The organism is Marinovum sp. (assembly GCF_034669705.1).
GTDB lineage: Bacteria > Pseudomonadota > Alphaproteobacteria > Rhodobacterales > Rhodobacteraceae > Marinovum.
Window position 1 is genome coordinate 245,451 of the sequence record NZ_JAXMOR010000001.1, and the last position, 17,459, is coordinate 262,909.

The 17,459-nt window shown below is 68.0% G+C and carries 16 protein-coding genes; 9 read left to right on the top strand and 7 right to left on the bottom strand.

Translation table 11 applies throughout. The annotated features are described in order from the left end of the window. The first annotated feature begins 135 nt into the window (after positions 1 to 135). Positions 136 to 1,047: a MoxR family ATPase gene (locus VOI27_RS01280; RefSeq protein ID WP_323763462.1), complete on the top strand. Its 912-nt coding sequence runs from the start codon at positions 136 to 138 to the stop codon at positions 1,045 to 1,047. Between the two features lie 77 nt (positions 1,048 to 1,124). Beyond that, the gene (locus VOI27_RS01285) at positions 1,125 to 2,396 is read left to right on the top strand and encodes a VWA domain-containing protein (protein ID WP_323763463.1); all 1,272 of its coding nucleotides are present in this window, start codon (positions 1,125 to 1,127) and stop codon (positions 2,394 to 2,396) included. Positions 2,397 to 2,556: 160 nt separating this feature from the next. Here VOI27_RS01285 and VOI27_RS01290 read toward each other — a convergent pair whose 3' ends face one another. Next, a complete protein-coding gene (locus VOI27_RS01290) occupies positions 2,557 to 3,015 on the bottom strand; it encodes an Lrp/AsnC family transcriptional regulator (protein WP_323763464.1) in 459 nt (152 codons plus the stop codon). A gap of 164 nt (positions 3,016 to 3,179) precedes the next feature. Between VOI27_RS01290 and cysG the strand changes: the two genes are divergently transcribed. The 6 genes from cysG to VOI27_RS01320 all read left to right on the top strand — a co-directional run bounded on the left by cysG (position 3,180) and on the right by VOI27_RS01320 (position 8,758). Beyond that, a complete protein-coding gene (cysG, locus tag VOI27_RS01295; protein ID WP_323763465.1) occupies positions 3,180 to 4,595 on the top strand; it encodes a siroheme synthase CysG in 1,416 nt (471 codons plus the stop codon). Beyond that, positions 4,595 to 4,894, top strand: a complete 300-nt coding sequence (locus tag VOI27_RS01300; RefSeq protein ID WP_323763466.1) for a DUF2849 domain-containing protein — start codon at positions 4,595 to 4,597, stop codon at positions 4,892 to 4,894. The genes cysG and VOI27_RS01300 overlap by 1 nt, the downstream gene beginning before the upstream one ends. A gap of 42 nt (positions 4,895 to 4,936) precedes the next feature. Continuing rightward, positions 4,937 to 6,601 (top strand): nitrite/sulfite reductase, encoded by a 1,665-nt coding sequence (locus VOI27_RS01305; protein WP_323763467.1) that lies wholly within the window; start codon positions 4,937 to 4,939, stop codon positions 6,599 to 6,601. Between the two features lie 67 nt (positions 6,602 to 6,668). After that, a complete protein-coding gene (locus tag VOI27_RS01310; protein ID WP_323763468.1) occupies positions 6,669 to 7,415 on the top strand; it encodes a phosphoadenylyl-sulfate reductase in 747 nt (248 codons plus the stop codon). Next, a complete protein-coding gene (locus VOI27_RS01315; protein WP_323763469.1) occupies positions 7,412 to 7,807 on the top strand; it encodes a DUF934 domain-containing protein in 396 nt (131 codons plus the stop codon). The genes VOI27_RS01310 and VOI27_RS01315 overlap by 4 nt, the downstream gene beginning before the upstream one ends. Before the next feature lie 102 nt (positions 7,808 to 7,909). Next, positions 7,910 to 8,758 carry a ferredoxin--NADP reductase gene (locus tag VOI27_RS01320; protein ID WP_323763470.1) on the top strand — a complete coding sequence of 283 codons (849 nt, stop codon included), beginning with the start codon at positions 7,910 to 7,912 and terminating at the stop codon, positions 8,756 to 8,758. 311 nt (positions 8,759 to 9,069) lie between these two features. Here VOI27_RS01320 and infC read toward each other — a convergent pair whose 3' ends face one another. After that, the gene (gene infC, locus VOI27_RS01325; protein WP_416374626.1) at positions 9,070 to 9,618 is read right to left on the bottom strand and encodes a translation initiation factor IF-3; all 549 of its coding nucleotides are present in this window, start codon (positions 9,616 to 9,618) and stop codon (positions 9,070 to 9,072) included. A gap of 203 nt (positions 9,619 to 9,821) precedes the next feature. Here infC and VOI27_RS01330 point away from each other — a divergent pair, with 203 nt between their 5' ends. Beyond that, positions 9,822 to 10,766, top strand: a complete 945-nt coding sequence (locus VOI27_RS01330; protein WP_323763472.1) for a hypothetical protein — start codon at positions 9,822 to 9,824, stop codon at positions 10,764 to 10,766. Between the two features lie 60 nt (positions 10,767 to 10,826). Here VOI27_RS01330 and VOI27_RS01335 read toward each other — a convergent pair whose 3' ends face one another. From VOI27_RS01335 to VOI27_RS01355, 5 genes are all read right to left on the bottom strand, one after another. Beyond that, complete coding sequence (locus VOI27_RS01335; protein WP_323763473.1) at positions 10,827 to 11,816, bottom strand: molybdopterin-binding protein; 990 nt, start codon at positions 11,814 to 11,816, stop codon at positions 10,827 to 10,829. After that, the gene (locus VOI27_RS01340; RefSeq protein ID WP_323763474.1) at positions 11,813 to 12,772 is read right to left on the bottom strand and encodes an XdhC family protein; all 960 of its coding nucleotides are present in this window, start codon (positions 12,770 to 12,772) and stop codon (positions 11,813 to 11,815) included. Before VOI27_RS01340 ends, VOI27_RS01335 begins: the two co-directional genes overlap by 4 nt. 470 nt (positions 12,773 to 13,242) lie before the next feature. Then, entirely contained in the window at positions 13,243 to 15,456 is a 2,214-nt protein-coding gene (locus VOI27_RS01345; RefSeq protein WP_323763475.1) for a PAS-domain containing protein, read from the bottom strand. Next, a complete protein-coding gene (locus tag VOI27_RS01350; RefSeq protein ID WP_416374624.1) occupies positions 15,453 to 16,625 on the bottom strand; it encodes an FIST N-terminal domain-containing protein in 1,173 nt (390 codons plus the stop codon). The genes VOI27_RS01345 and VOI27_RS01350 overlap by 4 nt, the downstream gene beginning before the upstream one ends. A gap of 126 nt (positions 16,626 to 16,751) precedes the next feature. Next, on the bottom strand, positions 16,752 to 17,450 hold the full coding sequence (locus VOI27_RS01355; protein ID WP_323763477.1) for a response regulator transcription factor: 699 nt from the start codon (positions 17,448 to 17,450) through the stop codon (positions 16,752 to 16,754). Positions 17,451 to 17,459: the final 9 nt, after the last annotated feature.

Below are 17,459 nucleotides of genomic sequence, written 5' to 3' on the forward strand. Positions count from 1 at the left end.
CTTTTGGCAAAGAATCGCATGTTGCAGGCTCTGCGTCAATCGCGCCGCCACCCGGTCGCGGCCGGCCGCGACTTTTGTCGCCTTGACCCGACGGGCGGTGCGTGTAGCCCTTGCAGCACAAGGGAGAGGGCCAGAATGACCAACACACCGGCAAGCATCGACGCGGTTCAGGCCATGCTGAACGCACAGGATTACGTCTGCGACCGGGCGCTCGGCACGGTGACCTTTCTGGCGCTCACCCTCGGCAAGCCGCTGTTTCTCGAGGGCGAGCCCGGCACCGGCAAGACCGAGATCGCAAAGGCCATCGCCAGGGGTCTCGGCCGCCGGCTGATCCGGCTGCAATGCTACGAAGGCCTCGACGCGGGCTCGGCGGTCTACGAATGGAACTTCCCGGCCCAGATGGTGGCGATCCGCACCGCCGAGGCCGAGGGGGGCGCCGACCGCACCCTGCTGAAACAGGAACTCTTCGGCCCCGACTACCTGATCGAACGCCCGCTGCTCGAGGCAATGCGCCCCGACGAGGCCGGCGCCCCGGTGCTGCTGATCGACGAGCTCGACCGCACCGACGAGCCTTTCGAGGCCTTCCTGCTCGAGGCGCTGTCGGACTATCAGGTCACCATTCCAGAACTCGGCACCATCAAGGCCCCCGCGCCGCCGATCGTGATCCTCACCTCGAACCGCACCCGAGAGGTGCATGACGCGCTCAAGCGCCGCTGCCTCTACCACTGGGTCGACTACCCGGATTTTGACCGCGAGATGGAGATCCTGCACGCCCGCGTCCCCGAGGCCGCCGAGACCCTGAGCCGCGAGATCGTGGCCTTCGTGCAATCGCTGCGCACCGAGGACATCTTCAAGCGCCCGGGCGTGGCCGAGACCATCGACTGGGCGAAATGCCTGCTCGCCCTCGATGTCATCGCGCTGTCACCGCAGGTGATCTCGGACACCCTCGGCGCGATCCTGAAATACCAGGACGACATCGCCCGCCTGCAAGGCTCAGAGGCCAAGCGCATCCTTGACGAGGCCCGCGCCACGCTCGCACCGGCCTGAGACACCCACAGGCTCCATCCTTCATCTTGCCAGACAAACTCCGGGGGTCCGGGGGCAGCGCCCCCGAAAATCAACAGATGCCAGAATACGCCCCGCTCGAATTGCCGGAAAACCCCGCCCTCACCGCCAACATCACCCATTTCGCCCGCGCCCTGCGCAAGGCGGGCCTGCCGATCGGCCCCGGCCGGGTGATCGAGGCGATCCGCGCGGTCGAGGCGGCGGGCTTCACCGAGAAACGCGACTTCTACTGGACGCTGCATTCGGTCTTCGTCAACAAGCCCGAACAGCGCGTGGTTTTCGCCCAGATCTTCCGGCTCTACTGGCGCGATCCGCGCTACATGGAGCACATGATGTCGCTGCTGCTGCCGGCGATCCGCGGTGTGCAGGAGGAGCGCAGCGCCAAGGCTGCCGAGAAACGCGCCGCCGAGGCGCTGCTCGACGGCGCCGATCTGCCCCAGCCCGAGGAGCCGCCGCAAGGCGGCGAGGAGGAGCCGCTGATCGAGGTCGACGCCGCGCGCACCATGTCCGCCGAGGAAAAGCTGCGCAGCCTCGATTTCGAACAGATGAGCACCGCCGAGATGGCCGAGGCGCGGCGCATGCTGGCGCGTCTCACCCTGCCGGTGCCGCCGATCAAATCGCGGCGCGCGCGCGCCAGCCACCAAGGCCACCGGGTGGATTTCGGCAAGACCCTGCGGCTCTCGATGCGCCGTGGCGGGCAATTGCGCGAACTGGCGCTGAAACAGCCGCGGCTGCGCTGGCCCAATCTGGTGGTGCTTTGCGACATCTCCGGCTCGATGAGCACCTATTCCCGCACCATCCTGCATTTCCTGCACGCCGTCTCGAACGAAAAGGGCGCGGGATGGGCAAAGGTGCATGCCTTCACCTTCGGCACCCGGCTGACCAACATCACCCGCCACCTGCGCCAGCGCGATGTCGACGCGGCGCTCGCCGCCGCAGGCTCAGAGGCGCAGGACTGGGAGGGCGGCACGCGGATCGGCGACTGCCTGCATGATTTCAACCGCGACTGGTCGCGCCGGGTGATGGGGCAGGGGGCGGTGGTGCTCCTGATCACCGACGGGCTCGACCGGGGCGATCCCGAGCGTCTGGACAAGGTGATGGAGCGGCTGCAGCTCTCCTCGCGGCACCTGCTCTGGCTCAACCCCTTGCTGCGCTGGGACGGCTTCGCCGCCAAGGCGACCGGCATCCGCACCATGCTGCCGCATGTCGACACCTTCCGCGCCGGCCACAGCATCGACAGTCTCGCCGCCCTCGCCGAGGCGATCTCGAAACCGGATGATCCCGGCGAGAAGGCCCGGCTGATGGCCGAGATGCGCGCCGAGGCGGGCTGACAGCTCCGTTCTTGCGACCCCAAGAGCGCCAGCGCGGTAGCCGCGATCTCTTCCCCTTTACGAGGGGCTTCGGACCCGGCTGCCTGTCCTGCAGCGTCACTGCTGTCTTCGACTTCGGTCTCTGCCGTCGAAACGGGGGCTCCGGACCCGACTGGCTGTCCTACAACGCCAGCGCCGTGGTCGACTTGATCTCTTCCATCGACAGGAGCGCCGTCACGTTGTGCACCTTTACCTCTGAAATCAGCGCCTGGTAGAAGGTGTCATAGGCCCGCGCGTTCGATACCCGCACCTTGAGGATATAGTCGATATCGCCTGCCAGCCGGTGCGCCTCCTGCACCTCCGGCCGTTCCTGCAGCGCCTTCAGAAACGCCTTCTGCCAGGTCGCGTCATGCTCGGAGGTGCGGATCAGCACGAAGAAACAGGCCTCGAACCCCAGCTTCTCGGCATCGAGTTGCACCGTCTGCGCGCCGATGATCCCGGCCTCGCGCATCTTGCGGATGCGGTTCCACACCGGCGTCTTGGAAGAGCCCGCAACCTTGGCAATTTCGTCCAGCGACCGGCTGGCATCCTCCTGCAGTGCCCTGAGGATTTTCCGATCGGTGTCGTCGATACGTGCCATCTGTCCGGCCTTTCCCGCGTTTTCGAAACAAGCGTTCCCTCTGCGCTCACCATTAGAACGATCATCCTTAAATCCGCAAGCCACTAGCGCCGAAACGGGAAAATTTCCTATATATCCCCTAGGACAGGCAGGCCAGACGCCAGACCAAACGCCAGGAGAGTCAGATGCAGCATTTTCCGATCTTCGTGAACCTCGCCGGGCAGCGCGTTGTCGTCTCCGGTGGTGGCGAGGCGGCGCTGGCCAAGCTGCGCCTGCTGTTCAAGACCGAGGCCGCGCTGGTGGTCTATGCCGCCACCCCCGCCGGTGAGATCGTGCAATGGGCCGAGGAACGCCGGTTGACCCTGGTGCGCCGCCCGCTGGCCCAAGGCGATGTCGCTGGCGCGCGGCTGTTCTATGCCGCCGACGAGGATGCGACCGAGGATGCCCGCACCTCCGCCATTTCCCGCGCCGAGGGCGCGCTGGCCAATATCGTCGACAACCTGCACGACAGCGAATTCATCACCCCCGCCATCGTCGATCGCGATCCGGTGACCGTGGCGATCGGCACCGAGGGTGCCGCCCCGGTGCTGGCCCGCGCCATCAAGGCCGATCTCGAAGCGCGCCTTCCAGTGCGCCTCGGCCCGCTGGCCCGCATCGGCAAGGCCTTCCGCAAGATGGCCGATCACCTGCCCATGGGCCGCGCTCGCCGCGATTTCTGGGCCGACTACTATTTCAACGCCGGCCCGCGGGCGTTTGACGATGGTGGCGAGCGTGGGGCCAATCAGGCGCTCGACGATCTGCTTAGTGATCACCTGTCGCGCCAGTCGCGCAAGGGCCATGTCGCCTTTGTCGGCGCCGGCCCCGGCGACCCGGAGCTGCTGACGCTCAAGGCCCGCCGCGCGCTCGACGAAGCCGACGTGGTGATCCACGACCGGCTGATCAGCCCCGAGATCCTCGAGCTGGCCCGCCGCGAGGCGACGCTGCTCGACGTCGGCAAGGAAGGCTTCGGCCCCTCGACCAAGCAGGAAGACATCGACGCGCTGATCGTCGAGCACGCCCGCCAGGGCGCCCAGGTGGTGCGGCTGAAATCCGGCGACAGCACGGTGTTTGGCCGGCTGGACGAGGAGATCGACGCGGTCGAGGCCGCCGGCCTCTCCTGGCACATCGTCCCCGGCATCACCTCGGCCTCCGCCGCCGTCGCCGCCATCGGCCAGAGCCTGACGAAACGCGGCCGCAACTCTTCGGTCCGTTTCCTCACCGGCCATGACACCCAAGGCTTTGCCGACCACGACTGGCGCACGCTCGCCCGCGACGGCGAGGTCGCGGCGATCTACATGGGCAAGAAATCCGCCCGCTTCATCCAAGGCCGCCTGCTGATGCATGGCGCCGACCCGGCCACCCCGGTCACGCTGATCGAGAACGCCTCGCGCGCCGAGCAGCGCATTCTCGAGACCTGTCTTGCCGATCTGCCCGCCGATCTTGCCGCTGCCGAACTGAACGGTCCCGCCCTCACATTCTATGGCCTCGCCCCGCGCGCCGCGATGCTCGCGCAACAAGAGCTGGCCGACAAAGACCTTACTCTGACCCAGGAGCTTGCCTGATGCCCCGACCCTTTACCCCCAAGGTGATCACCGCCAATGCCCTGATCGAGGGCGATGTGGTCTATCTCACCGAAGACGACCGCTGGAGCCGCGCGCTGGCCGAGGCCGAGGTCATCACCGACGAGGCTCATGCCGAAGTGCGCCTGCTCGATGCCTCCGCCCGTCATGCCGAGGCGGTGGGCGTCTATCTCGCCGATGTGGCGCTTAAGAACGGCACGCCGGAGCCCACGCATTTCCGCGAAGAGTTCCGCCGCACCGGCCCCTCGAATTACTTCCACGGCAAACAGGCCGAGGGCTGAGGTCGCTTCCGATCTCGCCCCAGCCCAACGCAAGGACACGACATGTACAGCTACACCGACTTCGACCGCGCCTTCCTCGCCGAGCGCAACCGCCAGTTCCGCGCACAGGTGCAACGCCGCATCGACGGCTCGCTGACCGAGGATGAATTCAAGCCGCTGCGCCTGATGAACGGCCTCTACCTGCAGCTGCACGCCTACATGCTGCGCGTGGCGATCCCCTATGGCACGCTGAACTCGGCCCAGATGCGCCAGCTGGCGCTGCTGGCGGAAAAGTGGGACAAGGGCTACGGCCATTTCACCACCCGCCAGAACATCCAGTACAATTGGCCGAAACTGTCGGACATTCCCGACATGCTCGACGCGCTGGCCGAGGTGAACCTGCACGCCATCCAGACCTCCGGCAACACCATCCGCAACGTGACCTCGGACCACTTCGCCGGCGCTGCCGCCGACGAGATCGAGGACCCGCGCCCCACCGCCGAGCTGGTGCGGCAATGGTCGACCGATCACCCCGAGTTCCAGTTCCTGCCGCGCAAGTTCAAGATCGCCGTCACCGGTGCGCCGAACGACCGGGCGGTGATCCAGTCGCATGACATCGGCCTCGAGATCGTCTCGCAGGGTGGTGAAACCGGCTACCGGGTGTTTGTCGGCGGTGGCCTCGGCCGCACGCCGATGCTGGGCAAGGTGGTGCGCGACTTCCTGCCCAAGGCCGACCTGTTGCCCTATCTCGAGGCGATCGTCTCGGTCTACAACCTGCTCGGCCGCCGCGACAACAAGTACAAGGCGCGGATCAAGATCACCGTGCACGAGAACGGGCTTGAGAAGATCCGCGATCTGGTCGAAGAGCGCTTCGCCCTGCTGAAACCGCAGTTCGGCGGTGTCGATCAGGCGATGCTGGCCAATATCGAGGCGCAATTCGCCGCGCCGGATTTCCGCGACGCCGAGACCGGCGGTTTCGAGGCGGCCTACAGCAATGACCCGCTGTTCCGCTCCTGGGTGGATACCAACATCACCGCCCACCGCCGCGCCGATCACGCCATCGTCTCGATCTCGCTCAAGGCCCACGGCAAGACCCCGGGCGACGCCACCGATGCGCAGATGCGTGTGATGGCCGATCTCGCCGAGACCCACGCCTATGACGAGCTGCGCATCAGCCACGAGCAGAACGTGATCCTGCCGCATGTGCCGAAGGACGCGCTGCCCGCGCTCTATCAGGCGCTGAAAGCCGCTGGTCTGGGCACCGCCAACATCGGCCTGGTGTCGGACATCATCGCCTGCCCGGGCATGGACTATTGCGCTCTGGCCACCGCCCGCTCGATTCCGATCGCACAGGAGATCGCCACCCGCTTCGACGAGCTGAAGCTGGAGCACGACATCGGCGCGCTCAAGATCAAGATCTCGGGCTGCATCAATGCCTGTGGCCACCACCACGTCGGCCATATCGGCATTCTCGGGCTCGACCGGGCCGGGGTGGAGAACTACCAGATCACCCTCGGCGGCGACGGCACCGAGACCGCGAGCATCGGCACCCGCGCCGGCCCCGGCTTCTCGGCGGACGAGATCATCCCGGCGATCGAACGGCTGGTGGTAGGCTACCTCGACCTGCGCGAGAGCCGCGACGAGACCTTCCTCGAGGCCTATCGCCGTCTCGGCGCCGAGCCCTTCAAGGCGCTGCTTTACCCGCAAGCCCGCGAAAAAGCCGCGTGACGGGGCTGAAGGAGCGCAGACCGCTCCTTCATCTTGCCCAGTAAACTCCCGCCGGAGGCTCCCCACCGTGACCCATGTCACTGACATCACAGACCTGCGCGAAACGATTGCCGCGCTCAACACCGAGTTCCGCCACCACGGCGCGACCTCGGTGCTGGAAGCGGCGCTCTCGCGCCCAGAGTTCGGCCGGATCGCCATGGTCTCGAGCTTCGGTGCGGAATCCGTGGCGCTGCTGCATCTGGTGGCGATGGTCGACCGCACGACGCCGGTGCTCTTCATCGACACCCAGATGCTGTTTGCCGAGACCCTGGTCTATCAGGCCGAGGTGGCCGAACGGCTGGGGCTGAAGAACGTCCGCGCGGTGCATGCCGACGAAGGCGAACTGGCCCGCCGTGACCCCGACGGGCGCCTGCACCTGAGCGACACCGACGCCTGCTGTACCCTGCGCAAGACCGAAGCGCTCGAGGGCGCGCTGGCCGGCTTCGATGGCTGGATCACCGGCCGCAAGCGGTTCCAGTCGGGCACCCGGGCACAGATGGAGTTCTTCGAGATCGAGGACGCCACCGGCCGCATCAAGGTCAACCCGCTGGCCTTCTGGGCGCCGGGCGACGTGGCGGCCTATATGGACGAGAACCGCCTGCCGCGCCATCCGCTGGTGGCGCAGGGCTATCCCAGCATCGGCTGCGCGCCCTGCACGTCGAAGGTGGCACCCGGCGAAGACCCCCGGGCCGGCCGCTGGCGCGGCGCGGAAAAAGAGGAATGCGGCATCCATTTTGTCAACGGCAGGATGGTGCGAAAAGGAGAGACAGCATGACGGATACAGTGATCGTGCGCGACACGGGGTTTGGCCCCGACGACTGGACCGAGGGGTTCGCGGGCGCGGATACGCGCGACCTCGCCTCGGATGCAAATGTGGATGAGATTGCCGATCTGGCCGGGTTGCGGATGATCCGGGTGGATTTCCCCAGCTTCGCCGATGGCCGCGGGTTCACCATCGCCCGGCTGCTGCGGCTCAAGGGCTACACCGGCCGGCTGCGCGCGCGCGGCCATGTGCTGGCCGACCAATATGCCATGGCGCGTCGCTCTGGCTTCGACGAGGTGGAGATCTCCGCCGATCTCGCCGCCCGCCAGCCCGAGGACCAATGGCAGTTCCGCGCCGATTGGCAGGGCCACGACTACCAGTCGCGGCTGCGCGCCGGCGCCTGAGCGACCCTGAGACCGGGCAGGGGGGCGCGACAGCGCGCCCCTTTCTCTGCCCTGCAGCAACGTATAAAGTGAGGTGTCGGCAAGGCCCGCCGGCAGGATGAAATGACAGAGTTGACCAACGTGACCGAAGCCAAAGCCATCAAAGTGCCCACACTGCCGGACGCCCAGACCGTGACCTCGGTCACCCACTGGACCGACCGGCTGTTCTCCTTCCGGGTGACGCGCCCCGCCTCGCTGCGGTTCCGCTCTGGCGAGTTCGTGATGATCGGCCTGATGGGCGAACCGCATCCCGGGACCGGCAAGGTCAAGCCGCTCCTGCGCGCCTATTCCATCGCTTCGCCGTCCTGGGACGAGGAGCTGGAGTTCTACTCGATCAAGGTCCAGGACGGTCCGCTGACCTCGCGCCTGCAGCACATCCAGCCCGGCGACGAGATCATCCTGCGCCCCAAGCCCGTCGGTACCCTGGTGCATGACGCGCTCCTGCCCGGCAAGCGGCTGTGGTTCTTCGCCACCGGCACCGGGTTCGCGCCCTTCGCCAGCCTGCTGCGCGAGCCGCAGACCTACGAGGATTACGACGAGATCGTCATCACCCACACCTGCCGCGAGGCCGGCGAGCTGACCTATGGCGCCGAGCTGATCGAGAGCCTGAAAGGCGACGAGCTGCTCAACGAGGTGATTGGCGAGGGGTTCTGGAAGAAGATCAAATACTACCCCACCACGACCCGCGAAGAGAGCGCCAAGATGGGCCGGATCACCGACCTGATGCGCTCGGGGGAAGCCTTCGCCGATCTCGGCGTGGCGCCGCTCAGCCCCGAGACCGACCGCGCGATGATCTGCGGCAACCTCGCCTTCAACCTCGAGCTCAAGGAAATGCTCGAGGGCTACGGGCTGGTCGAAGGCGCGAATTCCAATCCGCAGCATTACGTCGTGGAAAAGGCCTTCCTCGACTGAGGCCGCGCCGCGCAGGCCCGGCGGAAACGGGGTTTCACCGTCTGTCAGGCCCGCTCTGTCAGGCCCGCAGAGAGACGCTATGGCCGCGGTTCGCAACAGGGGGGCAGCCCCCCCCCCTGACCCCCGGGGTATATTGAGCCAGAAGAAAGTAGGACCGCCTCCAGGCTTCATCTTGCCGGATAAACCTCCGGGGGAGGCCGCAGGCCGGGGGCAGAGCCCCCATTGACCCGCCCGCCAAAACGCAGACCGCCGAAACGCAAAACGCCGGAGCATCGGGCCCCGGCGTTTATCATGTCTGGAGGCAGCCAGCCTTACTTCTGCGGCAGCGGGCCGATCATCATGATCATCTGACGGCCTTCCATCTTCGGCATGTTCTCGACCTTGCCGATCTCCTTGGTGTCTTCGGCGACCCGTTCCAGCAGCTCGCGGCCGAGGTTCTGGTGTGCCATCTCGCGGCCACGGAACCGCAGGGTGACCTTCACCTTGTCGCCGTTCTCGAGGAACTTGAAGACGTTGCGCATCTTGACCTCATAGTCATGGGTGTCCGTGTTGGGACGGAACTTCACCTCTTTGACTTCGATGATCTTCTGCTTCTTGCGCGCTTCAGATTCCCGCTTCTGCTGTTCGTACTTGAACTTGCCGAAATCCATGATCTTGCAGACCGGTGGATTGGCATTGGGCGAGATCTCCACCAGATCGAGACCGGCGTCGGCCGCCATCTCCATCGCGCGGGCGGGCGTTACGACGCCGACATTCTCGCCTTCGGCGCCGATCAGGCGAATCTCGGGGGCTCGGATACGTTCATTCACGCGCGGGCCGGTGTCTCTTGTCGGGGGCGCGTTGTGAGGTCTGCGGGCTATGACGTTGTTCCTTTGACAATTTCGGAAATCAGGCTGCAAGGTAGTGGCCACAGGTCGGTCTTTCAAGCGTATAATCAGGGGATCAAGGCTCCGGCCCGCGCTTTTCCCCTTGCGCATGCTGCAGGTGCAGCGCAGGTCTGGTCCTGCTGGGGACGCTGGCGCTGTGCCGGTCCCGGAAACCGAACTCTGAGGGGTATCTCGAGATGAAAAACAACACCTGGGTTGGTGTGGCCGTCGCCGCCACCGTCGCCGCCGTCGTGGTGATCGGCGCCGGCGTGTATCTTTATCCGGGACAGCAGGAGCCCGAGGTCGTCGAGACACCGGTGGCCGAAACGCCCGAGCCCGTCACCGAACCTGAGCCCGTCACCGACCCTGAGCCCGTGACCGACCCTGACCCGGAACCGGTGACCGAAGAGGCCGATCCGGCGGTCGAGGACGAGGCCGAAGCCGGCTCGGAGGCCCTGCAGGAGGTGGTCGACGAGGCGGTCGAAAACGTCGAGACGGCCACCGAAGAGGCCATCACCGCGATGGAGGAGGCCGTCGAGGCGGCCGAAGACGCGGTGGAGGACGCAGTCGAAGCGGTGTCTGAAGAGACCGCGGCGGAGACCGGGGCAGAGGCCACACCCGGCACCGATGCGGGAACCGAGGCCGAAACCGAAGCCACGATCGAGACCGAGGCAGAGGCGCAACCCGAGGCCGGGCGCGCCGGGGAGACCGCCGCCGAGGAGCCCGCACCGGCCCCGGAGGCCGCGTCAGAGAGTTCCGACACGCCGGCCGAAGAGGCCGTGATGACCGAGGAGGCCTCGCCAGAGGCCGAGGAGGGCGCTCCAGAGGCCGCGTCGGCCCCGGCCGACGCGCCGGACGCCGGCACCGAGATGGGCGCGGCGATCACCGAGGCGCTGGAGCCCGAGGCGGGCCTCACCGAGGCCGAGACCACCGACACCCCGCCGGAAGAGCTGCTCACCGTCGAGGGCTTCGACTATGATCAGGCCATTGCGCTGATCGATGAGACCGAGGAAGTCAGTCCGCTGCTCAAGACCCCGCTGAAGGCAGCGCTCGAACAGGCCCGCGACAACCCGGAGCTGCTCGAAGCCGCGCTCGAGCGCGTCCGCGACGCGCTGGGCGTCGAGGCCCCCGCCGCCGAGTAAGGCTGCTCCGCGCTCGAAATGCCTGCGTCCGGTCTTGTCCGGGCGCAGGACCTCAGGTCGTCAGCCGCGCCGGGGCTGGGGCCGGGTGGGAATCTCTTTCAACAGCCCGCCGACGCCCATCGCCGCGATGTCGTCATGGTTGACCGCGAGGCCGCAGGCCACCCGCGACAGCACCCAGTCGGCGCCGTTGAGCGCCGGCGACCGCGCGCAGCCCGGCAGGCCGATCACCGGCCGCCCCGCGAGGTCCCCCAGAAACAAAAGGTTGCCGGGATCGACCGGCATGCCGAACCGCTCGACCTTTCCGCCGGCCCGGCGCAGCGCTTCGGGCGCCACGTCATGCGGGTCCGAGGTGGCCGAGCCGGTGAGGATCAGCACCAACTCGCTGTCAGCCTCTCCCAAGGCCTCGGCGATGGCCTGGCACCGGTGCGGCACCGGGATCACCCGGTCGAGTGTCAGGTTCAAGGCCTCGAGCCGGCTGCGGATTGCCGGCACGCCCTTTTCGCCGGCACCGCCGGGGATCTCCGTCACGATCAGCGTCGCCCTGCGCAGCACCGGACGGGCGAGCCCCAGCGCGCCGCGGGCGGTCTCGCAGGCGGCGTCGAGATCGGTACCGGGCACCGCATAGGAGATGATCTTGACCGTGCCGACCATGCCGCCTTCGGTCATCTGCTGACAGTCGGGCACCGTGGCGAGGGTGATCATCGGGTTGATCCGGTTGAGCCGGTGCAGCCGGTCGATATCCAGCATCGCCACTCCGGGCCCCGCCGCCAGCAGGTTGACGCGGCCGGTAAAGGCCTTTGTCAGCCGCAGCCCGGCATCCTCGGGATCGGGCACCAGCGCGGCGGCCAGCCGGGCGGCGGCGGCGTTCTCATGCACGTCGCCGGGGTCGAGCCTGGCGGCGATCACCTCGGTCTCGCCGGCCGCGGCCAGTTGCGTCAGGTGGTCCGCGGTCAGCGTCACGCCCTTGCGCAGCCGACCGCCGGCCAGCCGCACCGAATGCGCCAGCACCGCGCCCTCGGCCAGGGTGAGGGGCAGCGGGCCGAACCTCATGCGCCGTGCCTCAGCACCCGGATCATCTCGGCCAGGACCGAAACCGCGATCTCGGCCGGGCTGGCGGCGCCGATGTCAAGGCCGATGGGGCCGTGGATGCGGGCGCAGTGCGCCGGCGTAAAGCCGGCCTCGGCCATCCGCTCGAGCCGCTTGCCATGGGTGCGGGTCGAGCCCAGCGCGCCGATGTAGAAGACCTCGGCCGAGAGCGCCGCGATCAGCGCCGGATCATCGAGCTTGGGGTCATGGGTCAACAGGCAGAGCGCGGTGCGGGCATCGAGGCCCAGGGTTGAGACCGCCTCGTCGGGCCAGTCGTGCAGCAGCCGGGTGCCCGGAAAGCGGGCCGGGGCGGCAAAGCTTTCGCGCGGGTCGATCACCACCGGGTCGAAGCCCGTGTCGCGCGCCATCGGCACCAGATGCTGGGCGATATGCACCGCGCCGATCACGATCAGCCGCAGCGGCGGGTTGTGGATCGCCACGAAGGTGGTGCCGTCGGCCTCGAAGCCCGAGCGGTCCATGCGAAAGCGGCTCTCGTGGCCGGTGGCGTCGAGCCGGCGGGCGCCGCTCTTGACATCCACCACGTAGGCCATGGGCCGGCGCGCGGCGCGGGCGGCGACGAGATCGGCCAGCATGTCCTCTGGCAGGGCGGGGCCGACCGGCTCGACCAGAACCCGGATGGTGCCGCCGCAGGCGAGGCCGACGGCAAAGGCATCGCCGTCAGAGACGCCGTATTCCAGCACCCGCGGCTTGCCCTCTTCGAGCGCGTCGAGCGCCTCGATCACCACCGCGCCCTCGACGCAGCCGCCCGAGACCGAGCCTTCCATCTCGCCGGCGCCGCTGATCGCCAGCTGCGCGCCGATCCGTCGCGGGGCGCTGCCCCAGGTCTCGATCACCGTTGCCAGCGCGGCGCCCTTGCCGGCGCGGTGCCAGTCGAGCGCGGTTTCCGGTATGCCCTTCATCACAGGTCCTCCCGCGCGGCACTTTAGCAGGTCTGCCGGGGGTGTCTCGCCTGTTCGGGCCGGACTTTGGTCGCATGGAGGCGAGGCGGCGTGGGGAAGAACGCGCCGGTGGAATTCGGCACACGGGTCTGACGGGGCCGATTGTCCGGCCCCACGCCCCGGACCTGCTCCGGGGCCTCTACCTCGCCGCAGGAGGTCTCGGATCAGGTCCGGGACGGCGGTTTTTCCGAGAGCTGACGGTCTCCAATTTTTTCGCCCCCATGCCCCGGACCTGCTCCGGGGCCTCTACCCCGCCACAGGAGGACCAGGATCAGGTCCGGGACGTCGGTTTTCTTGAGAGCTGACGGTCTCCGGTTTTCCCGCCCCGCGCCCCGGACGTGCTCCGGGGGCTCGACACCACCGCCGGAGGTTGCCGGTCACTCCCGCCACGGCACGCCCGCCGGCGTCAAACCGGAGGGTCACCGCAAACCTCACACCAGCTCCGACAGGAAAAGTTCCAGGTCGCGCCGTTCGAGCGGCTTGGACAGCAGCGGCACGCCAAGCGACTGACAGCGTTCGCGCAGCGTCGGCGCGCGCTGGGCCGAGATGATGCGCGCGGGGATCGGCCCGTAGCGCCCGGTGATCTCGCCCAGAAGCTCGGTGCCGGTCATGCCGGGGCCGAGGTCTTCGTCGAGCATCAGCGCATCCGGGGTGATCTCGAGCTCGTCGAGCAGGTCGAGCGCCTCGCGGCCATTGCCGACGTCGATCACATCCGCACCCATGCCCTCGAGCGACAGGGTCAGCGCCCGGCGCAGGTCAGTGTCATTCTCGACCAGAAAGACAACCCGGCCCTGCACCGGCAGCCCCGGTGGGGCCAGCCCCGGCGACGGCACCCGCGGCGCGCTGCGGCGGGCGGGGGCGCGCGACGCGCGCGAGGCCAGCGGCACGGTGACGGAAAACACCGTGCCGCGGCCCGGCTCGGAGCGCAGCCCCAGCGGCAGGCCGAGGCCGGCGCAGGCGCGGTCGACGATGGCAAGCCCCAGCCCCAGCCCTTCGGAGGCCGAGGCCGGCGCGTCGACCCGGCTGAACTCGCGGAAGATCATGTCGCGGTGTTCGGGCGCGATGCCGGGCCCGGTGTCCCAGACCTCGATCCTGACCCGGTCGCCCTGACGTCGCAGCCCCATCAGCACCTTGCCGCGCGCGGTATAGCGCACCGCGTTGCCCAGCAGGTTCTGCAGGATGCGGCGCAGATAGGAGGGGTCGGTCTCGACCCGGGCCGTGGTGGGCAGCACCCGCAGGTCCAGCCCCTTCTGCGCCGCCAGCGGTTCGAGCTGGGTGTTCAGGGTCGAGAAGATCTGCCCCAGATCGACCGGACGGAGGTCAAACGCCGCGCGGCCGCTGTCGAGCTTGGACATGTCCAGCAGCGCCTCGATGATATGCTCGAGCGAGCCCAGCGCCGAAGAGATCTTGCCCAGTGTTTCGGTGCCGACCGGCGTGAGGTCCTCGCCCGAGAGCGTGCCGACAAACAGCTTGGCGGCCGAGAGCGGCTGCAGCAGGTCGTGGCTGGCGGCGGCGACGAAGCGGCTCTTGGACGCATTGGCACGCTCGGCCTCGGCCAGCGCCGAGGCCAGTTCGGTGGTGCGTTCGGCGACCCGTGCCTCGAGCCGTTCGTTCATCTCGCGCAGGGCGCGGGCGGCGTTGCGTTCGGCGGTGACATCGGTGAAGGAGATCACGAAGCCGCCGTCCGGCAGCCCCTGGGCAAAGGCATCGAGCGTCAGCGCCGCCCCCTGCGCCGCCTCGAACCGCAGCGCGCCGCGCCGCGAGGGGCGATCGGCCCATTCCAGCAGCCGCTTGCGCGACATGCCGTGCGACAGGGTGAAATCCTCGGGCATCTGGTCGATCAGCGCGGCAAACCCCGCGCCGCGCTGCACCCGGGTCAGCGGCAGCCGCAACAGCTCTGCCACCCGGGCGTTCCAGCCGATCAGCCGGGCGGCGTCGTCGAAGATGCAGACCCCTTGGTTGAGGTGTTCCAGCGTCGCGGCGATCAGCCGGGCCTGTTTGTTCTGCAGTCTGGCGCGCTCCTTTCGCTCGAGCCGGATCAGGTCGGTCACGTCGGTCTGCAGCACCACGGTGCCCTTGCTGGCAGTGCGCCGCTCAGAGACCTGCAGCCAGAGGTCCTGGGTCAGCCGGACGTTGAACATCGCGTCATTCTCGCGGTGCCGCGCCTTGCGTTTCAGCGCCCAGCTCAGCGCGGTGTCGCCCTGCGGCAGGGCAAGGTAGGCCGACTGGCTGACCAGTTCGACGTAGCGATCGAAGGGCAGGCCGGGGGTGAGCTGGTCGGCAATGTCGCGCATGTCCTGGCAAAAGCGGCTGTTCGACAGCACCAGCCGGTCCTGGCTGTCGAACAGGGCAAAGCCTTCGTGCACCGCCTCGATCGCATCGGCGAGGTTGGCGCGCGCCGCCTCGGTCTCGGCGCTGGCGTGTTCCAGTCGCAGGTTGCTGTCATGCAGCAGGTCGAGCGCGCGTTCGAGATCGCGGGTGCGCGACCGCACCTGGTCCTCGAGCAGGGCGGCGCGTTCGAACTGGGCATAGGCCAGCCCCGAGGGGTCCTGCTGCTGCTCGACCCGGCGCATCAGCGACTGGGTGATGCGCAGCAGCTTTTCGTTCTGGCGCTCGACGCTGTCTGCGGGGTTGATCAGGGTCATGTGCCGTCATCCGGCGCATAGAAGGCGACGCCGGTCATGGTGTGGTTCACATGCAGCGCGCCCAGCTGTTCGCCATAGGTGGAAAAGCCGCGCACCTTGTGGCGGCGCAGCACCTCCGAGACCGCGCGGGTCTGCTGGTTCTGCCCCGCTTCGAGCCGCCGCAGGATGCAGTCGCAGCCGAGGATCATCTCCGGCGCGCGGTCGCGTGACAGCCCCGAGAGCTCGGTCTCGAGGTGGCCGGCCATGTCCTCGGTGGTGGCTAGGGTCAGCACCATGCCCTCGTCAATGGCAGAAAAAAACACCAGCTCGCCGTCCTCGTTGACCCGCTGGATGGCGCGGACGTGGTGGCGCTGGCCCAGCTGGACCACCACCGGATGGGCGGCAAAGGTGAACTGGTCGAGCTGGTCGGGCATCTTGCCGACGATGCGGGCATATTCGCGCGCCGCCGGCTCGGCATTGATCTGGCAGACGATGCGCCGCGCCGGATCGGCCTCGGTCACCACCATCTTGATGTCGGTAGGGGTCAGGTGGTCGAGGCTGAACACACGGATCGCACCGACCGAGCGCACCAGAGAGACCACCGCGGCATTGTCGCGGGTCTCGCCGTCAAGCGCCAGCCGCGTGCGGCGGAAACGTTCGCCATCGCCGGCCGAGCCGCCAAAGAGCGGCACGCCGCCCAGCCCGGTCGAGAGCACGGCGGTCAGCTCATCCTCACGCAGCGACAGCCCGTCGATGGCGAGAAAGGCGAATTCCGAGATGAACTTCGGCGCCTCGTCGGCCAGCGCCACGCGGTGGCGGATCAGCTTGTCGATCTCGGACTGCGGATCGAGCCGGTCGAGCCCGTCGACCAGATAGCAGGCGGCGCGGAAATGCGACGGCAGCAACCCCAGCGCCACGATCTGGTCGTCCTCGTAGCCCGAAGCGCCGATTTCCCCGGCGGTGGTGCAGGCCGAGACATGGCGGGCGTCAAGCCGCGCATGGGCCGCGGCGGCGATGCGGTCGAAATCGCCGTGGCTGCTGACAAACAGCAGCACGAGCTCGAACGGGCCGGGGCCGAGCCCCGCCGCGATGGCGCCCACCGGATCGGTGTCATGCACCGAGACCTGCGCATTGCGCAGCCCCGATCCCTGTCCTCCCACGGCGGCCGGGTCTGCTGACTGGCCGTCCAAGTTCTCGGTTGTCCCGCGTTGTTGCCTCGTTGTGCGCTGCCCTCTTGGGGGGCCGCGCTCTCCCTTTCGCGGCGCGCCAGCCTCCCTGCGGCGCGCGATGGTCCCTCGTGCGTGCTGCGGCGCAGCTTACGCGTGATGCGACGGGTCTGGCAAGCTGCCGCCAAGCCGCGCGTCCTGCGCCACCAGCACCGCCTGGGTGCGGCTCTGCACCCCCAGCTTGCGCATGATCGCGGTGACATGCGCCTTGACCGTGGTCTCGGCGATCGACAGGTCAAAGGCGATCTGCTTGTTCAGCTTGCCCTCGCAGATCAGCTGCAGGATGCGCGACTGCTGGTTGGTCAGCGTGGCCAGCCGCTCCATGGCGTCGTTCTCCTCGGACCCCTCATGCGCGTCGGGCAGGTAGTCTTCCGGCGTATAGACCTCGCCGCGCCGCACCGCGCTCAGCGCCTTGTGAAAGGCCGGTTTCTGGCTGTGTTTCGGCACGAAGGCCGCAGCTCCCGCCGAGAGCGCCTTGGAGATCGTCCGGCTGTCGGCCATCGAGGAGACCACGATGACCGGGCTGGTCTGGCCCAGCGCCGCGCGCAGCCGCAGCAGTCCGTCAAGGCCGTTGACGTCCGGCAGGTTGAGATCGAGCAGCACGATGTCGGGCGCCGGCGCCTCCGCGACCCGGGTCAGCCCCTCGGCGAGGCTGGCAGCGGTCTCGACCCTGGCGCCGGTGCAGAGCGAGCGCAGGGTGAGCACCAGCGCATCGCAGAACAGCGGGTGGTCGTCGATCACCAGGGCGCGGGAAATGCCGTTTATCGGCGTCAGGGGGTCATTGGTCATTGTGCACTG